Raw genomic sequence first — 15,791 nt, forward strand, 5'->3', positions numbered from 1 at the left:
GGTGCTCATCGCCGCGGACAAGTTCAAGGGGTCGCTGACGGCCGTGCAGGTCGCCGAGCGGGTGACGGCCGGGCTGCGCCGGGTCGTACCCGATCTGGACGTGACGGCGATGCCGGTCGCCGACGGCGGCGACGGCACGGTGGACGCGGCCGTCGCGGCGGGCTTCGAGCGACGGGAAATACGGGTCGCCGGGCCCCTCGGCGACGAGGTCACCGCGGCCTTCGCGGTACGCGGCGACACGGCCGTGGTGGAGATGGCCGAGGCGAGCGGCCTGCAACGCCTCCCCAAGGGCGTCTTCGCCCCCCTCACCTCCTCGACGTACGGCTCCGGCGAACTGCTCCGGGCCGCGCTCGACGCGGGCGCCCGCACGATCGTGTTCGGCGTCGGCGGCAGCGCCACGACGGACGGCGGCGCGGGCATGCTCTCCGCCCTCGGCGCCCGCTTCCTCGACGCGGAGGGCGAACCGGTGCCCCCGGGCGGCGGCGGCCTGACCGACCTGGCCTCGGCCGACCTCACGGCCCTGGACCCACGCCTTGCGACCATCGACCTGATCCTCGCGAGCGACGTGGACAACCCCCTCACCGGCCCCAAGGGCGCCCCCGCGGTCTACGGCCCCCAGAAGGGCGCCGCACCGGACGACGTGGACGCCCTGGACGCGGCCCTGGGCCACTACGCGAAGGTCCTGGAGGAGGCGATCGGGGGGAAGGCCGCCGAGTACGCCTCAGCACCGGGCGCGGGCGCCGCCGGCGGCATCGGCTACGGCGCCCTCCTCCTCGGCGCCCGCTTCCGCCCCGGCATCGAGGTCATGCTCGACGTCCTCGGCTTCGCCGCCGCCCTGGAGGGCGCCACCCTCGTCATCACCGGCGAGGGCTCCCTCGACGAACAGACCCTCCACGGCAAGGCCCCGGCAGGCGTCGCGGCAGCGGCTCGCGCGGAGGGCAAGGAGGTCGTCGCCGTCTGCGGCCGCCTCGCCCTGCCCCCACAGTCCCTGGGCCACGCCGGCATCCGCCGCGCCTACCCCCTCACGTCGATCGAGCCGGACGTCGTGAAGTGCATCGCCGACGCCGGGCCGATCCTGGAACGGGTGGCGGAGAGCATCGCGCGGGACTTCTTGGTCTGACTCCCACCCCGAGCAACGTCGAAGGGCCCCGGACCGTAGAACGGTCCGGGGCCCTTCGACAGCTCTGAAGAACTACGGCAGCTGTGCCGCCCGCGCCTCGCGCCGGTTGCCGCGGAAGTTGTTCACGCGGCGGGCCGTCGCGAACAGCGGGATCACCGCGCCCATGACCAACTGGAGCGCGCAGCCCGTCTGGAGGAGCAGTTGGCCGCCCGGGGCGTCGAACGCCCAGGACGCCAGCAGGCCCATCGACAGGACGATCCAGGCGAGCATCGCGACCGCGAGGCGACCGCGGGGCTTCGGGTACTCGACCCGGCTCACCATCAGCCAGGCGGTGCCCAGGATCGCCAGCAGCGTTGCCACGAAGGGCAGTTCGAGCAGCACGATCGAGACCACCGTCAGCGCGCCGAACGGGGAGGGCATGCCCTGGAACATGCCGTTCGGTGGCGTCACGCACGAGAAGCGGGCCAGTCTCAGCACCACCGCCAGCAGCACAACGATCGCCCCGACCGCGGCCACTCTCTGGTGCGCGTCGTCGGCGACCATGCCGTAGACGAGGACGAAGTACGCCGGCGCGAGGCCGAAGCTGATCAGGTCCGAGAGGTTGTCCAGCTCCGCGCCCATGGGGGAGGAGCGCAGCTTGCGGGCGACGAGGCCGTCGAAGAGGTCGAAGACCGCCGCGCACAGCATCAGGATGACCGCGGTGGCCGCGCTGTGGCGGGCCATGCCGGTCGACTCGTCGTTGCCCGTCAGGTGCGGGATCAGGATGCCGGTGGTGGTGAAGTACACCGCCATGAAGCCGCAGGTGGCGTTGCCGAGGGTGAGAGTGTCCGCTATTGAGAGGCGGAGAGAAAGAGGCATCTCCTCCTCGTCGTCCACCTCGTCGGCCTCGGGCACCCAGCCCGCCTGTGTCTCCGGATCAACCACGGTCAATGCGAGTCACCCCAGCCACGGTCTTCTGGCCGACCTCCACGTCCACCTCGACACCCTCGGGGAGGTAGATGTCGACGCGCGAACCGAAGCGGATCAGTCCGATGCGCTCGCCCTGCTCGACCTTCGTCCCCTGCGGGACGTAGGGAACGATCCGGCGGGCGACGGCGCCGGCGATCTGGATCATCTCGATGTCACCGAGCTCGGTGTCGAAGTGCCAGACGACCCGCTCGTTGTTCTCGCTCTCCTTGTTGAACGCGGGAACGAAACCGCCCGGGATGTGCTCGACTGACGTCACCGTGCCGGAGAGCGGCGCGCGGTTGACGTGGACGTTCAGCGGGCTCATGAAGATGGCGACGCGGGTGCGACCGTCCTTCCACGGCATGATGCTCTGCACCACACCGTCGGCGGGCGAGATGACCCGGCCCTGGGTGATCTCGCGCTCGGGGTCGCGGAAGAACCACAGCATGCCCGCCGCGAGCGCGGTGGCGGGTACGGCCACGACCTTGGCGGCGCCGGACTTGCGCGCACGTACCAGGCTGAGGGCTGCGGTGGCGACGGTCGGCAGGAGCCACGGCGATGCTCCGCGCGCGAGGCGTACGCCTGCCAGGCTGTCGCGTGGTGCAGAGGTTTGGCTGTGGGGCATGGATGACCTTCGTAGCGGATGATGCCGCGCTGTAACGGGGGACGGCGGCTTTCCCGGGATCGTACCGGTCGCGGGCCACAACTGGGCAAGCCAGGAAGCCGAGTCGGCGGCTGAGGAGCGTTGACGGGGTGTGATCTTCTTCTCGAAGAAAACACCCCGAAACGGACAATCAGCCCTGGAATCGATACTCTTCGAGCAACCTGCGCCCGATGATCATTTTCTGGATTTCGGCGGTACCTTCGCCGATCAACAGCATCGGCGCCTCGCGGTAAAGGCGTTCGATCTCGTACTCCTTGGAGAAGCCGTACCCGCCGTGGATCCGGAAGGCGTCCTCGACGACCTCCTTGCAGTACTCGGAGGCGAGGTACTTCGCCATGCCTGCCTCAAGGTCGTTTCGTTCCCCGGAGTCCTTTTTGCGTGCCGCATTGACCATCATCGCATGGGCGGCCTCGACCTTGGTAGCCATCTCCGCGAGCTTGAACTGGATCGCCTGGTGCTGGGCGATGGGTTTCCCGAACGTGTGACGCTGCTGCGCGTACGAGACGCCCAGCTCGAAGGCACGCTGAGCGACGCCGCAGCCACGCGCCGCCACATTGACGCGGCCCACCTCGACTCCGTCCATCATTTGGTAAAAACCTCGGCCGGTCTCGCCGCCGAGCACGCGGTCGGCCGGAATCCGCAGGCCGTCCATGATCAACTCGGTGGTGTCGACGCCCTTGTAGCCCATCTTGTCGATCTTCCCGGGAATCGTGAGACCGGGCCGGACCTCACCGAAACCGGGCTCCTTCTCGACCAGGAAGGTCGTCATCGACTTGTGGGGCGCGGTGCCCTCCGGGTGTCCTTCGTCACTTCGCACGAGTACGGCGACGAGAGACGACGTACCGCCGTTCGTCAGCCACATCTTCTGACCGGTCAGGACGTATTCGTCACCGTCCTTGACCGCCTTCGACGTGATCGCGGAGACGTCCGAACCGAGCGCGGGCTCCGACATCGAGAACGCGCCCCGGATGTCGCCGGCCGCCATGCGCGGCAGGAAGTGGTCCTTCTGCTCCTGGGTGCCGTGCTGCTTGAGCATGTAGGCCACGATGAAGTGGGTGTTGATGATGCCGGACACCGACATCCACCCGCGCGCGATCTCCTCCACGCACAGGGCGTACGTCAACAGGGACTCGCCCAGACCGCCGTACTCCTCCGGGATCATCAGCCCGAAGAGGCCCAACTCCTTGAGCCCGTCGACGATTTGCTGCGGATACTCGTCGCGGTGCTCCAGCTCGGTGGCGACCGGGAGGATCTCCTTGTCCACGAAGTCGCGGACGGTGGACAGGATTTCCCGCTGGATGTCGGTGAGACCGGCGGTCTGGGCGAGTCGCGCCATGGCTACTTCTCCGTCTGCTTCAGCTGGGGGCGGCCGGGCTGCTCGCCGCCGCGCTCCTTGATGTATGTCTCGGTCGGCACCATCACCTTGCGGCGGAACACGCAGACCAGCGTGCCGTCCTGCTTGTAGCCCTTGGTCTCGACATACACGATCCCGCGGTCGTTCTTCGACTTCGAGGGCGTCTTGTCGAGGACCGTCGTCTCGCCGTAGATCGTGTCGCCGTGGAAGGTCGGCGCCACGTGCTTCAGCGACTCGACCTCCAGGTTGGCGATCGCCTTGCCCGACACGTCCGGCACCGACATGCCCAGCAGCAGCGAGTAGATGTAGTTCCCGACCACCACGTTCTTGCCGAAGTCCGTCGTGTTCTCGGCGTAGTTGGCGTCCATGTGGAGCGGGTGGTGGTTCATCGTCAGGAGACAGAAGAGGTGGTCGTCGTACTCTGTGACCGTCTTCCCGGGCCAGTGCTTGTAGACCGCGCCGACCTCGAACTCCTCGTAGGTGCGTCCGAATTGCATGGGCTCAGGCCTCCGGGGCTTCGAACTTGGACGTGCGCTCCATGCCCGCGGCCCGGCCCTTGCCCGAGATGACGAGCGCCATCTTGCGGCTGGCCTCGTCGATCATCTCGTCGCCGAGCATCGCGGAGCCCTTCTTGCCGCCCGCCTCGGACGTGTAGTAGTCGTACGCGTCCAGGATCAACTCGGCGTGGTCGAAGTCCTCCTGGGACGGCGAGAAGATCTCGTTGGACGCCTCGACCTGGCCCGGGTGCAGCACCCACTTGCCGTCGAAACCGAGCGCCGCGGCACGCTGGGCGACCGCGCGGTAGCCGTCGATGTTGCGGATCTGGAGGTAAGGGCCGTCGATCGCCTGGAGGTTGTTGGCGCGGGCGGCCATCAGGATCTTCATCAGGATGTAGTGGTAGGCGTCCGCCGGGTAGCCGGGCGGCTGCTCGCCCACGACCAGCGACTTCATGTTGATCGACGCCATGAAGTCGGCCGGGCCGAAGATGATCGTCTCGACGCGCTGGGAGGCCGTCGCGATCTCGTTGACGTTGTTGAGGCCCTGCGCGTTCTCGATCTGCGCCTCGATGCCGATCTTGCCGACCTCGAAGCCCATCGTCTTCTCGATCTGCGTCAGCAGCAGGTCCAGGGCGACGACCTGCTGGGCCGTCTGCACCTTCGGCAGCATGATGCAGTCGAGGTTCTGGCCCGCGCCCTCGACGACCGTGACGACATCGCGGTACGTCCACTCGGTCGTCCAGTCGTTGACGCGCACGACCCGCGTCTTGCCCGTCCAGTCGCCCTCGTTGAGGAACTTGACGATGGTGTGCCGCGCCTCGGGCTTGGCGAGCGGCGCGCACGCGTCCTCCAGGTCCAGGAAGACCTGGTCGGCCGGGAGACCCTGCGCCTTCTCCAGGAAGCGCGGGTTGCTTCCCGGGACGGCGAGACAGGAGCGCCGCGGGCGAAGCCGGTTGACGGGGGCGGGCGTGGTCATGCGGGGACCTCCATGGGGTCGAGCAGAGGGTCGAGCTTGTTCGCCTTCCGGATCTCATCGACGATGCGGCCGATGATTCCGGTGATGTCGAAGTCCTTCGGTGTGAAGACCGCCGCGACTCCGGCGGCCCGCAGCGTTTCGGCGTCACCATTGGGGATGATCCCACCGGCGATGACAGGTATGTCTGTGGCACCGGCCACACGGAGCCGTTCGAGGACGTCCGGCACCAGCTGCGCGTGCGAGCCCGACAGGATGGACAGCCCGACCGCGTGCACGTCCTCCGCGAGGGCCGCGTCCACGATCTGCTCCGGGGTGAGCCGGATGCCTTGGTACACCACCTCGAAGCCGGCGTCACGCGCGCGTACGGCGATCTGTTCGGCGCCGTTGGAGTGCCCGTCCAGGCCCGGCTTGCCGACCAGGAACCGCAGCTTGCCGACGCCCATCTCGCGCGCCGTCACGTCCACCTTGCGGCGGACCTCCGCCATCGCCGAGCCTTCCTCGGCCGGGACCGCGACCGGCGCCGACGAGACGCCGGTGGGCGCCCGGAACTCGCCGAACACCTCGCGCAGGGCCCCGGCCCACTCGCCGGTCGTGACACCGGCACGGGCGCACTCCAGGGTGGCCTCCATGAGGTTGTCGCTGCCCTTGGCGGCCTCCTTCAGCCGCTCCAGCGCCTTGCACGGGCGCGGGTGGTTGAACGGCGGCTGGTAGCGCGTGTCCCGCCAGCGCTGCAACGACGCGATGACGCGGGCCTCCACGGCCGGGTCGACCGTCTGGATCGCCGTATCGAGGTCGGCGGTGAGTGGATTGGGCTCGGTCGTGTTGAAGATGTTGACGCCGACGATCTTCTCTTGACCGGACTCAATACGGCCCCGCCGCTCCGCGTGCGAGGACACGAGCTGCGACTTGAGATAGCCGGACTCCACGGCGGCCATCGCGCCGCCCATCTCCTCGATGCGGTCGATCTCGGCGAGGGACTCCTCCACCAGGGAGGCCACCTTCGCCTCGATGACGTGCGAACCGTCGAAGATGTCCGCGTACTCCAGCAGGTCGCTCTCGTGCGCCAGCACCTGCTGGATGCGCAGCGACCACTGCTGGTCCCAGGGGCGGGGGAGTCCCAACGCCTCGTTCCACGCCGGGAGTTGCACGGCACGCGCGCGTGCGTCCTTCGACAGCGTCACGGCCAGCATCTCCAGGACGATCCGCTGGACGTTGTTCTCCGGCTGCGCCTCCGTCAGCCCCAGGGAGTTGACCTGGACGCCGTAGCGGAACCGGCGCTGCTTCGGGTTCTCGATGCCGTAGCGCTCGCGGGTGATCTCGTCCCAGATGCGGCCGAAGGCACGCATCTTGCACATCTCTTCGATGAAGCGGACGCCCGCGTTCACGAAGAAGGAGATGCGGGCGACGACATCGCCCTTGCGGTCCTCGGGGATCTGGCCGGACGCGAACACCGCGTCCAGGACGGCGATCGCGGTGGACATGGCGTACGCGATCTCCTGGACCGGGGTGGCCCCGGCCTCCTGGAGGTGGTAGCTGCAGATGTTGATCGGGTTCCACTTGGGGATGTGGTTGACCGTGTAGCAGATCATGTCGGTCGTCAGCCGGAGCGAGGGCACCGGCGGGAACACGTGCGTGCCCCGCGACAGGTACTCCTTGACGATGTCGTTCTGGGTCGTGCCCTGGAGCTGGGTGATGTCCACACCCTGCTCCTCGGCGACGACCTGATAGAGCGCCAGCAGCCACATGGCGGTGGCGTTGATCGTCATCGAGGTGTTCATCTGGTCCAGGGGGATGTCCTGGAACAGCCGGCGCATGTCACCCAGGTGTGCGATCGGCACGCCGACCCGGCCGACCTCGCCGCGGGCGAGGATGTGGTCGGAGTCGTAGCCGGTCTGCGTCGGCAGGTCGAACGCGACCGACAGACCGGTCTGGCCCTTGGCGAGGTTGCGCCGGTACAGCTCGTTGGACGCCTCTGCCGTGGAGTGACCGGCGTACGTGCGCATCAGCCACGGCCGGTCCCTTTCTTTTTGCGCCTTCGGCTGAGGGTGCTCTGTGCCGGTGTCGACGTTCCTCAGCCCGCGGTCGCTGCGCTCCCTTGTCTTCGTCTCTTTCGACACCGGCGCACCCTCAGCCGCAGGCGCTGTCTGGCGCTCAGTCATCTACGGGACCTCAGCCTTCAGATGTTCCGGAAGCGGTTGATCGCGTCGATGTGCTGGGCGCGCTTCTCCTCGTCGCGCACACCGAGGCCCTCCTCGGGGGCGAGGCACAGGACGCCGACCTTGCCCTGGTGCAGGTTGCGGTGGACGTCGTAGGCGGCCTGTCCGGTCTCCTCCAGGGAGTACACCTTGGAGAGCGTCGGGTGGATCTTGCCCTTCGCGACCAGCCGGTTGGCCTCCCAGGCCTCGCGGTAGTTGGCGAAGTGCGAGCCGATGATCCGCTTCAGGGACATCCACAGGTAGCGGTTGTCGTACTCGTGGTTGAACCCGGAGGTCGAGGCGCAGGTGACGATCGTGCCGCCCTTGCGCGTGACGTAAACGCTTGCGCCGAAGGTCTCGCGGCCCGGGTGCTCGAAGACGATGTCCACGTCCTCGCCGCCGGTCAGTTCACGGATCCGCTTGCCGAACCGCTTCCACTCGCGCGGGTCCTGGTTGTGCTCGTCGGCCCAGAACTTGTAGTCCTCGGCGGTGCGGTCGATGATCGCCTCGGCGCCCATCGCCCGGCAGATGTCCGCCTTCTGGGGCGAGGACACGACACAGATCGGGTTGGCGCCGCCCGCGAGCGCGAACTGCGTGGCGTACGAGCCGAGTCCGCCGCTCGCGCCCCAGATGAGGACGTTGTCGCCCTGCTTCATGCCGGCGCCGTTACGGGAGACCAGCTGCCGGTAGGCGGTGGAGTTCACCAGCCCCGGTGCGGCAGCCTCCTCCCACGACAGGTGGTCCGGCTTGGGCATCAGCTGGTTGGACTTGACGAGCGCGATCTCGGCGAGCCCGCCGAAGTTCGTCTCGAAGCCCCAGATCCGCTGCTCGGGGTCGAGCATCGTGTCGTTGTGCCCGTCGCTCGACTCCAGCTCCACGCTCAGGCAGTGCGCGACGACCTCGTCACCGGGCTTCCAGGCGTTGACGCCCGGGCCGGTGCGCAGGACGACGCCCGCGAGGTCGGAACCGATGACGTGGTACGGCAGATCGTGCCGCTTGGTCAGCTCGCTGAGCTTGCCGTAGCGCTCCAGGAAGCCGAAGGTCGACAGCGGCTCGAAGATCGAGGTCCACACGGAGTTGTAGTTGACGCTCGACGCCATGACGGCCACCAGGGCCTCGCCCGGGCCGAGTTCGGGCACCGGGACGTCGTCCAGGTGGATCGACTTGCGGGGGTCCTTGTCGCGGGTGCTGAGGCCCGCGAACATGTCCGTCTCGTCCTTGTGCACGGTGATCGCGCGGTACGACTCGGGGAGCGGCAGGGCGGCGAAATCGGCCGGAGTCGAGTCCGGCGACTGGATCGCGGCGAGGATGTCCTTCACGGTCACGGTGTTGCCTCCGGCGGTGAGCGCCCTGAGGGAGGGGCGCTGACGGTTACGTCGGTGCTGCTGCTGAGGGTGGGTGGTGAGGTGCCGTCGGTTCGGCGGGGTGGTGCTTCGGCAGCGCTTTGTGGCGCGGGAGGTTGCCTGTGACGCAGGCGTCCGGGCGCGCACCCCAGTAGTGGGTTGCGGGGACAGCCGACGTACGAAAGGTCTCTGCACGCCGGCCGCCCGGACACCTTCAACGTATGACACTGCGTGTCACCCCGCAAGGCACCGAGTGCCATGAATCGCTCTCGGGTGAAATCTTTACGTAACAAATGAGCGATGATCGATCGAACGGGATCGGAAAGGTGCCTGAAAACCTGCTCTGACATGCCAAAACGGCCACCCCGTGGGGTGGCCGTCATCACACAGGGGTGGGGGCTCAGCGGTCCCGCAGTGCCTCTTCGATGGTCCGCATGACCTCGTCCAGCGGGGCGTCGGTGCGGGCGACCGTCACCAGGACCTCGCCGTTCTGGTGCACCGCCGCGGTGGCGGGCTTGGGGGTCGTGGTACGGCCGGCGCCGATGCCGCTGCCGAAGGTCTTCCGTACGATCCCGAAGGCGTGGTCGAGCTGTGCCTCGACGTCGCCCTGGCCGCCGGCCCGCAGCCAGCGCCGCAGCACGTGGTTGTGGGCGGTGACCACGGCCGAGGCGGCGACCTCGGCGAGCAGCGGGTCGTCGTTGGCGTCGTCGTCGTGCGCGTGCTCGTCGAAGTGGCCCAGCAGATAACGCGTGAACAGCCGCTCGTAGCGGGCCACCGACGCGATCTCGGCCTCGCGCAGGGTGGGCACCTCGCGCGTCAGCTTGTAGCGGGCGACCGAGATCTCCGGCTGCGCCGCGTACATGCGCATGACTTCCTTGATGCCCCGGCACACCGTGTCGAGCGGGTGCTCGTGCGCGGGGGCGGCATTGAGGACCGCCTCGGCCCGGATCAACGTGTCGTCGTGATCCGGGAAGATCGCCTCTTCCTTGGAACGGAAGTGGCGGAAGAACGTCCGGCGCGCGACCCCGGCCGCGGCGGCGATCTCGTCGACCGTGGTCGCCTCGTACCCCTTCGTCGCGAACAGCTCCATCGCGGCCGCCGCCAACTCGCGCCGCATCTTGAGGCGCTGGGCGGCGGCGCGACTGCCCGCGGCACTCTCCGGTGCGTCGGGCGTGGCAGGTGTACGGGAGGGCTTGGCGGGCTGGGGCATGACCCGAACGTACTGCATGTGCGCAGCTTGGCGCGCACGTCGGAGGTTTCCCCCGCCCACTGCGGGCAGGGGTCCTCCGGCGGGGTCGAGCAGCCCGCCCCAGTCGCCGTCGACCCCGAACAGGTCGTCGGGATGCTCAGCGGCGGGCATATTCGCGGAAGCCGCGGCCCGTCTTGCGGCCGAGGCAGCCCGCGGCCACCAGGTGCTCCAGGAGCGGTGCCGGAGCCAGGCCCGGGTCGCGGAACTCGCGGTGCAGGACCTTCTCGATCGCCAGGGAGACGTCCAGCCCGACGACGTCCAACAGCTCGAAGGGGCCCATCGGGTAGCCGCCGCCCAGCTTCATCGCGGCGTCGATGTCGTCAAGGGATGCATAGTGCTCCTGCACCATCTTGATCGCGTTGTTGAGGTACGGGAACAGCAGTGCATTGACGATGAAGCCGGCCCGGTCACCACAGTCAACGGCATGCTTCTTGATCTTGACGCAGACCTCGTGAACTGTTGATTGGACGTCTTCACCCGTCAACACCGTACGGACGACCTCGACCAACTTCATCGCCGGTGCGGGGTTGAAGAAGTGCATCCCGATCACATCCTGCGGACGCGATGTCGCGCGGGCGCACGCGACGACCGGCAGGGACGAGGTCGTGGTGGCCAGCACCGCGCCCGGCTTGCAGACCTTGTCCAGCGTCGCGAACAGCTGCTGCTTGATCTCCAGGTCCTCGGCGACCGCCTCGACGGCCAGGTCGACGTCCGCGAAGGAGTCGTAGGAACCCGCCGGAGCGATCCGCTCCAGCGTCTGCGCGGCGGCCTCGGCCGTCATCCGCCCCCGGTCGACAGAGCGCGAAAGCGACTTGCCGATACGGGACTTGGCGACCTGCGCCTTCTCTTCACTACGGGCGGCGAGCACCACGTCATACCCGGCCTTGGCGAAGACCTCGGCGATCCCGGACGCCATGGTCCCGGACCCGGCGACCCCGACCGAGCGGACCGTACGCCCCGGGGTGAGCCGCGCGCCGTCCGCCGGGGTCAGCGCGTCCGGCACCACGATCGCGCTGCCCGGAGTCTCGTACGAGTAGAAACCGCGGCCCGTCTTACGGCCGGTCAGGCCCGCCTCGCTGAGCTGCTTCAGGATCGGCGCGGGGGCGTGCAGGCGGTCGTGGGACTCGGCGTACATGGCCTCCAGGACCGTGCGCGCGGTGTCGATGCCGATGAGGTCCAGGAGGGCGAGCGGGCCCATGGGCAGTCCGCAGCCGAGTCGCATCGCCGCGTCGATGTCCTCGCGGGAGGCGTACTTCGCCTCGTACATCGCGGCCGCCTGGTTGAGGTAGCCGAACAGCAGCCCGTCCGCGACGAACCCGGGCCGGTCGCCGACCGCGACGGGCTCCTTGCCCAGCTCGATCGCCAGCTCGGTGACGGCGGCGACGGCGGCGGGCGCGGTCAGCACCGACGACACGACCTCGACCAGCTTCATCGCGGGCGCCGGGTTGAAGAAGTGCAGCCCCAACACCCGCTCCGGGCGCGCGGAATCGGCCGCCAGCCGGGTCACGGAGAGGGCGTTCGTACCGGTCGCGAGGATGGTGTCGGGGCGCACGATCCCGTCCAGCTCGCGGAAGATCTGGTGCTTGATCTCGTACGACTCCGGGGCCACCTCGATCACCAGGTCGGCGTCGGCCGCTGCGCCCAGGTCGGTGGAGGTGCGGACGCGGGCCAGGGCGTCGGTGCGCTCCTGCTCGGTCAGCCGGCCGCGCCGCACGGCGTGCGCGGTCGCGGTCTCCAGGGCGGCGACGGCGTGGGCGGTCGCGGCCTCGCTGACGTCGATGCCGACGACCTCGCGGCCGGCCCGGGCGAGGACCTCGGTGATACCGGTGCCCATCGTGCCGAGGCCGACGACGGCAATCGTCTTGAACGGGGACAGGGGAGCGTCGGACAGGGGAGCTGCCATCGCGGGACTCCTGGAATGAGGGTGACGACTGGGAGCGCGCGCCGTACGCCGAGGGGCGCACGGCGCGCGAGAAGGAGTGCGGGTGGTGCCGGGCAACGAGCGCACACGCCCGGCGAGAAGAGAGAGTTCCGACCGGCCCTGTCCCAGGCCTGGTCGTACCGCGGTACACGAGGCACCGAACCGACTGCACTCACGGCGGCTGCGTCACCAGGCCGCCGTAAGGAGATACACGAGTGGGTAACTCGCTCACCTGAGCTTAACCGGTGGGTAACGAGCGCGCCAGCCCCCGAGTTTGTGATGTAGGTCCCGGGCTTCCTGTGACACCCATAGGCTCGGTTTCATGGACGAAGAGTTGCGATCACTCACGGAGCGCTTACGGCAGGAGTCGGGAGGGGCGGTGCCGTACGAGCGACTCGTGGCGACCGGCGACCTCGACGAACTGGCGGAAGTCCTGACCGCCCCCGGCCATCCGCTGTGGGCAAGGGAGTTGGCCGCGTTCCGGTTGGGCCTCGCGGGCGACCGGCGTGCCTTCGAGTCCCTGGTCCTGTTCCTCAACCACCGCGACCCGGCCCGCTGCGCCTCCGCCGCGTACGCCCTGTCCCGCCTCGACGACCCCCGCACCGCCCGCGCGGCCGCCGCCCTCGCCACCAACGAACTCCGCGTCGCCTACGCCCTCCACCCCGTCCGCCTCCTGACCGACCTCCACGCCCCCGAGTCGGTCCCGGCCCTCATCACCACCCTCCAACGCCGCCTCCGCCCGCACGACCCGTACCGGCGTGTGGCCCTGGCGTGCGTGGAGGGCCTGGGCGAACTGGCCGACCCGCGCGCCAGACCGGTACTGAACGACGCGCTGGCCCATCCGGCGTTGGCGGAGGCGGCTGTGCGGGCGTTGGGGAGGATTCCGCGGCAGCGGTGAGTGGGCGGGGTCGGGGCGAGCTCGTGGTGGGCGGTCGGCGCGGAGGCCGGTGGGTCGGGCCAACTCCGGTGCCCACGTGCTTCGGGTCGAGGTAGATCGCGTACAACTCGGCGTCCCCGGTGCGGAGTTCCCTGTCGGCCTGCGTGCTGAGCCCGTCGAGGAAGGACTGCGGCATGAAGCCCCGGTATGCGAACTGCCAGCCCAGGACGCGGATTTCGGCGATGCGGTCGCAGTCGGCGAGGGTCATTGGGCGGATCTGGAGGGGCTGGTCGGCGTTCATGGCGGCACCCTGAAGATGCGCCCGCCGCGCCTGCCTCCGAACCAACCAGTCGCCGCTGCCTCCGAATTACTCGGCTGATTCGGCGATCACCGCGAACGCCTCGATCTCCATCAGGAACTCCGGTCGCACCAGCGCGGCCACCTGCACTGCCGATGCCGCAGGGAGTCGGTCGTCGGGTATGTGGGTCGCGCGGGCCGTGCGGATGGCCGGCATGTGGGCCATGTCCGTTACGTAGAAGGTCAGTTTGATCACGTCGTCGAACGTGGCGCCGGCGGCGGTCAGACAGCGGCGGAGGTTTTCGAAGACCTGGTGGGCCTGGGCCGTCGCGTCGCCCTCGCCGACGAGCTTTCCGTCCTCGTCCAGGGCGAGTTGGCCGGAGATCGCGACGAAGCGGCCGGTGCCCATGACGACGTGGGTGTAGGCCGTCGCGGGGGCGACGCCGTCGGGGGCGGGAATCCTCGTCAGTTCACTCATGCGTCCATGGTGGACCACGGGTCTGACAACGAGGATGCCCACCGCCCCCGCCGGATCGACGGGGAGGGTGGGCATCGAGGGTGGGCATCCTCAGTCGTGCTCAGTCGTGCTCAGCCGCGGAAGCCCAGCAAGCCGTGCAGCGTCGAACCGTGTGCCGTGCTCGTCGCCGCCTTCGCCGTCGTCAGCGGCTTCGGGTCCGGCGTCTTCTGGCACACCGCGTCGACCTCGCCGCCACTGCGCGGCACCTTGCCGTTGGTCAGATACGTCGCCAGGTACTTGTCCAGGCAGGCGTTCCCGCTCAGCGTGATGCCGTGGTTCCCGCCGCCCTGCTCGACCACGAAGCTGGAGTCGGCCAGGAGCTGGTGGACCGTCGCGCCGCCCTCGTACGGAGTGGCCGCGTCGTTCGTCGCCTGGAAGAGCAGCACCGGCGGCAGCTTGCCGTTGGCGATGTTGATCGGCTGCTTCGTCTTCGTCGGCCAGAACGCGCACGGAGCGTTGTACCAGGCGTTGTTCCAGACCATGAACGGTGCCTTGTCGTAGGCCGCCCAGTTGTCCTTGCGCCACTGGTTCCAGTCGCGCGGCCAGGACGCGTCACGGCACTGCACCGACGTGTAGACGCTGTACCCGTTGTCCCCGGAGGCGTCGATCGCCGCGTAGTTCTCGTACGCCTCGACCAGCGGATCGGCGTTCTTCTCGTTCACGTACGCCGCGAACGCCTCGGCGAGATAAGGCCAGTAGCCGTTGTAGTACCCGCCGGGGATGAAGGTGTCCTCCAGCTCGGAGGCCCCCACCTTCCCGTCGGCCGGCTTCTTGGCCAGCGCCGCCCGCATCGCGTACCACTTGGCCTCGATCTTGGCCGGGTCCGTGCCGAGCTTGTACGTCGAGTCGTACTTGGCGATCCACGCCATGAGCGCCTGCTGGCGGTCGTTGAAGGCGTAGTCCTGACCGAGGTTGTCGTCGTACCAGACCCCGGTCGGATCGACGATGGAGTCCAGGACCAGGCGGCGCACGCGCTCCGGGTAGAGCTTGGCGTACACGGCGCCCAGGTAGGTGCCGTACGAGTAACCGAAGTAGTTGATCTTCTTCGCGCCGAGTGCGGCCCGGATCGAGTCCATGTCCTGTACGGCACTGATCGTGTCGATGTACGGCAGCACGCTCGCGTACTTCTTGCCGCAGGCGGCCGCGAAGGCCTTCGCGCGCGTGAGGTTGGCCTTCTCCAGCGCCGGGGTGCTCGGCACCGAGTCGGGGCGCACCGGGTTGAAGTGCCCCGGCTTGCAGTCCAGAGCGGGGGTGCTCTTGCCGACGCCGCGCGGGTCGAAGCCGATGACGTCGTACTGGGACGCCACCGCCTTGGGCAGTGAGGACGCGACGAACCCCGCGAGGGTCAGCCCGCTGCCGCCGGGACCACCGGGGTTGACCAGCAGCGGTCCCTGGTACGTCTTCGCGGTGTGCGGGACCCGGGACAGAGCGAGCGTGATCTGCCTGCCGTGCGGGTTCGCGTGGTCCAGGGGCACCTTGACGCTGGAGCACTGGAGCGTCGGATAGTTCGTCGTGGCGCAGCTCTTCCAGCTGAGCTTCGCCGTCTGAACAGTGGTCGTCGGGTGCGCGGTACTCGCGTCGGCGGGAAGAGCGGTGACCGTCCCGGCCACGACGACGGCGGCACCGCACAGTACGGCTGCGCGTTTTCTCATACGTCCTCCCAGGACGGAGGGGAGAGAACCGTGAGTCCACGGTCCCCGCCGCATCGTCCCGGAAAGAGCACCCGGAAGAACGCGTTCTGGCAATAGTTGACCCGATTGGTCCGTGAGATGCGCTCGAACGCTCACGAAACGATCTTTGAGTGGCGAAACCCGATCGTCCGCGGACCGGCCG

13 protein-coding genes are annotated in these 15,791 nt (G+C 68.7%); 2 read left to right on the top strand and 11 right to left on the bottom strand.

Annotated features, from left to right (window positions below; translation table 11 throughout):
* Position 1 precedes the first annotated feature (1 nt).
* Positions 2-1,120, top strand: a complete 1,119-nt coding sequence (locus tag ACIBK4_RS27785; protein ID WP_398999213.1) for a glycerate kinase — start codon at positions 2-4, stop codon at positions 1,118-1,120.
* A gap of 72 nt (positions 1,121-1,192) precedes the next feature.
* Here ACIBK4_RS27785 and pssA read toward each other — a convergent pair whose 3' ends face one another.
* The 9 genes from pssA to ACIBK4_RS27830 form a co-directional block, all read right to left on the bottom strand.
* The gene (pssA, locus tag ACIBK4_RS27790; protein ID WP_019062931.1) at positions 1,193-2,014 is read right to left on the bottom strand and encodes a CDP-diacylglycerol--serine O-phosphatidyltransferase; all 822 of its coding nucleotides are present in this window, start codon (positions 2,012-2,014) and stop codon (positions 1,193-1,195) included.
* A 22-nt stretch (positions 2,015-2,036) separates the two neighbouring features.
* Positions 2,037-2,693 carry a phosphatidylserine decarboxylase gene (locus ACIBK4_RS27795; protein ID WP_200688558.1) on the bottom strand — a complete coding sequence of 219 codons (657 nt, stop codon included), beginning with the start codon at positions 2,691-2,693 and terminating at the stop codon, positions 2,037-2,039.
* Positions 2,694-2,862: 169 nt separating this feature from the next.
* Entirely contained in the window at positions 2,863-4,068 is a 1,206-nt protein-coding gene (locus ACIBK4_RS27800) for an acyl-CoA dehydrogenase family protein (RefSeq protein ID WP_033279387.1), read from the bottom strand.
* A gap of 2 nt (positions 4,069-4,070) precedes the next feature.
* Complete coding sequence (locus ACIBK4_RS27805; protein WP_317886746.1) at positions 4,071-4,583, bottom strand: MaoC family dehydratase; 513 nt, start codon at positions 4,581-4,583, stop codon at positions 4,071-4,073.
* 4 nt (positions 4,584-4,587) lie between these two features.
* Positions 4,588-5,559 (bottom strand): CoA ester lyase, encoded by a 972-nt coding sequence (locus tag ACIBK4_RS27810; RefSeq protein WP_317772595.1) that lies wholly within the window; start codon positions 5,557-5,559, stop codon positions 4,588-4,590.
* Positions 5,556-7,634 carry a protein meaA gene (locus ACIBK4_RS27815; RefSeq protein WP_398999215.1) on the bottom strand — a complete coding sequence of 693 codons (2,079 nt, stop codon included), beginning with the start codon at positions 7,632-7,634 and terminating at the stop codon, positions 5,556-5,558. Before ACIBK4_RS27815 ends, ACIBK4_RS27810 begins: the two co-directional genes overlap by 4 nt.
* A 101-nt stretch (positions 7,635-7,735) precedes the next feature.
* Complete coding sequence (gene ccrA, locus ACIBK4_RS27820; RefSeq protein WP_398998690.1) at positions 7,736-9,079, bottom strand: crotonyl-CoA carboxylase/reductase; 1,344 nt, start codon at positions 9,077-9,079, stop codon at positions 7,736-7,738.
* Between the two features lie 418 nt (positions 9,080-9,497).
* The gene (locus ACIBK4_RS27825) at positions 9,498-10,325 is read right to left on the bottom strand and encodes a TetR family transcriptional regulator (protein ID WP_398998692.1); all 828 of its coding nucleotides are present in this window, start codon (positions 10,323-10,325) and stop codon (positions 9,498-9,500) included.
* A 118-nt stretch (positions 10,326-10,443) separates the two neighbouring features.
* Complete coding sequence (locus ACIBK4_RS27830; RefSeq protein ID WP_398998694.1) at positions 10,444-12,249, bottom strand: 3-hydroxyacyl-CoA dehydrogenase family protein; 1,806 nt, start codon at positions 12,247-12,249, stop codon at positions 10,444-10,446.
* Between the two features lie 340 nt (positions 12,250-12,589).
* Between ACIBK4_RS27830 and ACIBK4_RS27835 the strand changes: the two genes are divergently transcribed.
* Positions 12,590-13,165: an adenylosuccinate lyase gene (locus ACIBK4_RS27835; RefSeq protein WP_398998696.1), complete on the top strand. Its 576-nt coding sequence runs from the start codon at positions 12,590-12,592 to the stop codon at positions 13,163-13,165.
* A gap of 346 nt (positions 13,166-13,511) precedes the next feature.
* Here ACIBK4_RS27835 and ACIBK4_RS27840 read toward each other — a convergent pair whose 3' ends face one another.
* Complete coding sequence (locus tag ACIBK4_RS27840) at positions 13,512-13,919, bottom strand: RidA family protein (RefSeq protein ID WP_398998698.1); 408 nt, start codon at positions 13,917-13,919, stop codon at positions 13,512-13,514.
* Between the two features lie 110 nt (positions 13,920-14,029).
* Positions 14,030-15,610, bottom strand: coding sequence for an alpha/beta hydrolase (locus tag ACIBK4_RS27845; RefSeq protein ID WP_398998700.1), 1,581 nt, complete (start codon positions 15,608-15,610; stop codon positions 14,030-14,032).
* Between the last annotated feature and the right edge of the window lie 181 nt (positions 15,611-15,791).

It is taken from the genome of Streptomyces sp. NPDC050528, assembly GCF_044457795.1.
Taxonomy (GTDB): domain Bacteria; phylum Actinomycetota; class Actinomycetes; order Streptomycetales; family Streptomycetaceae; genus Streptomyces.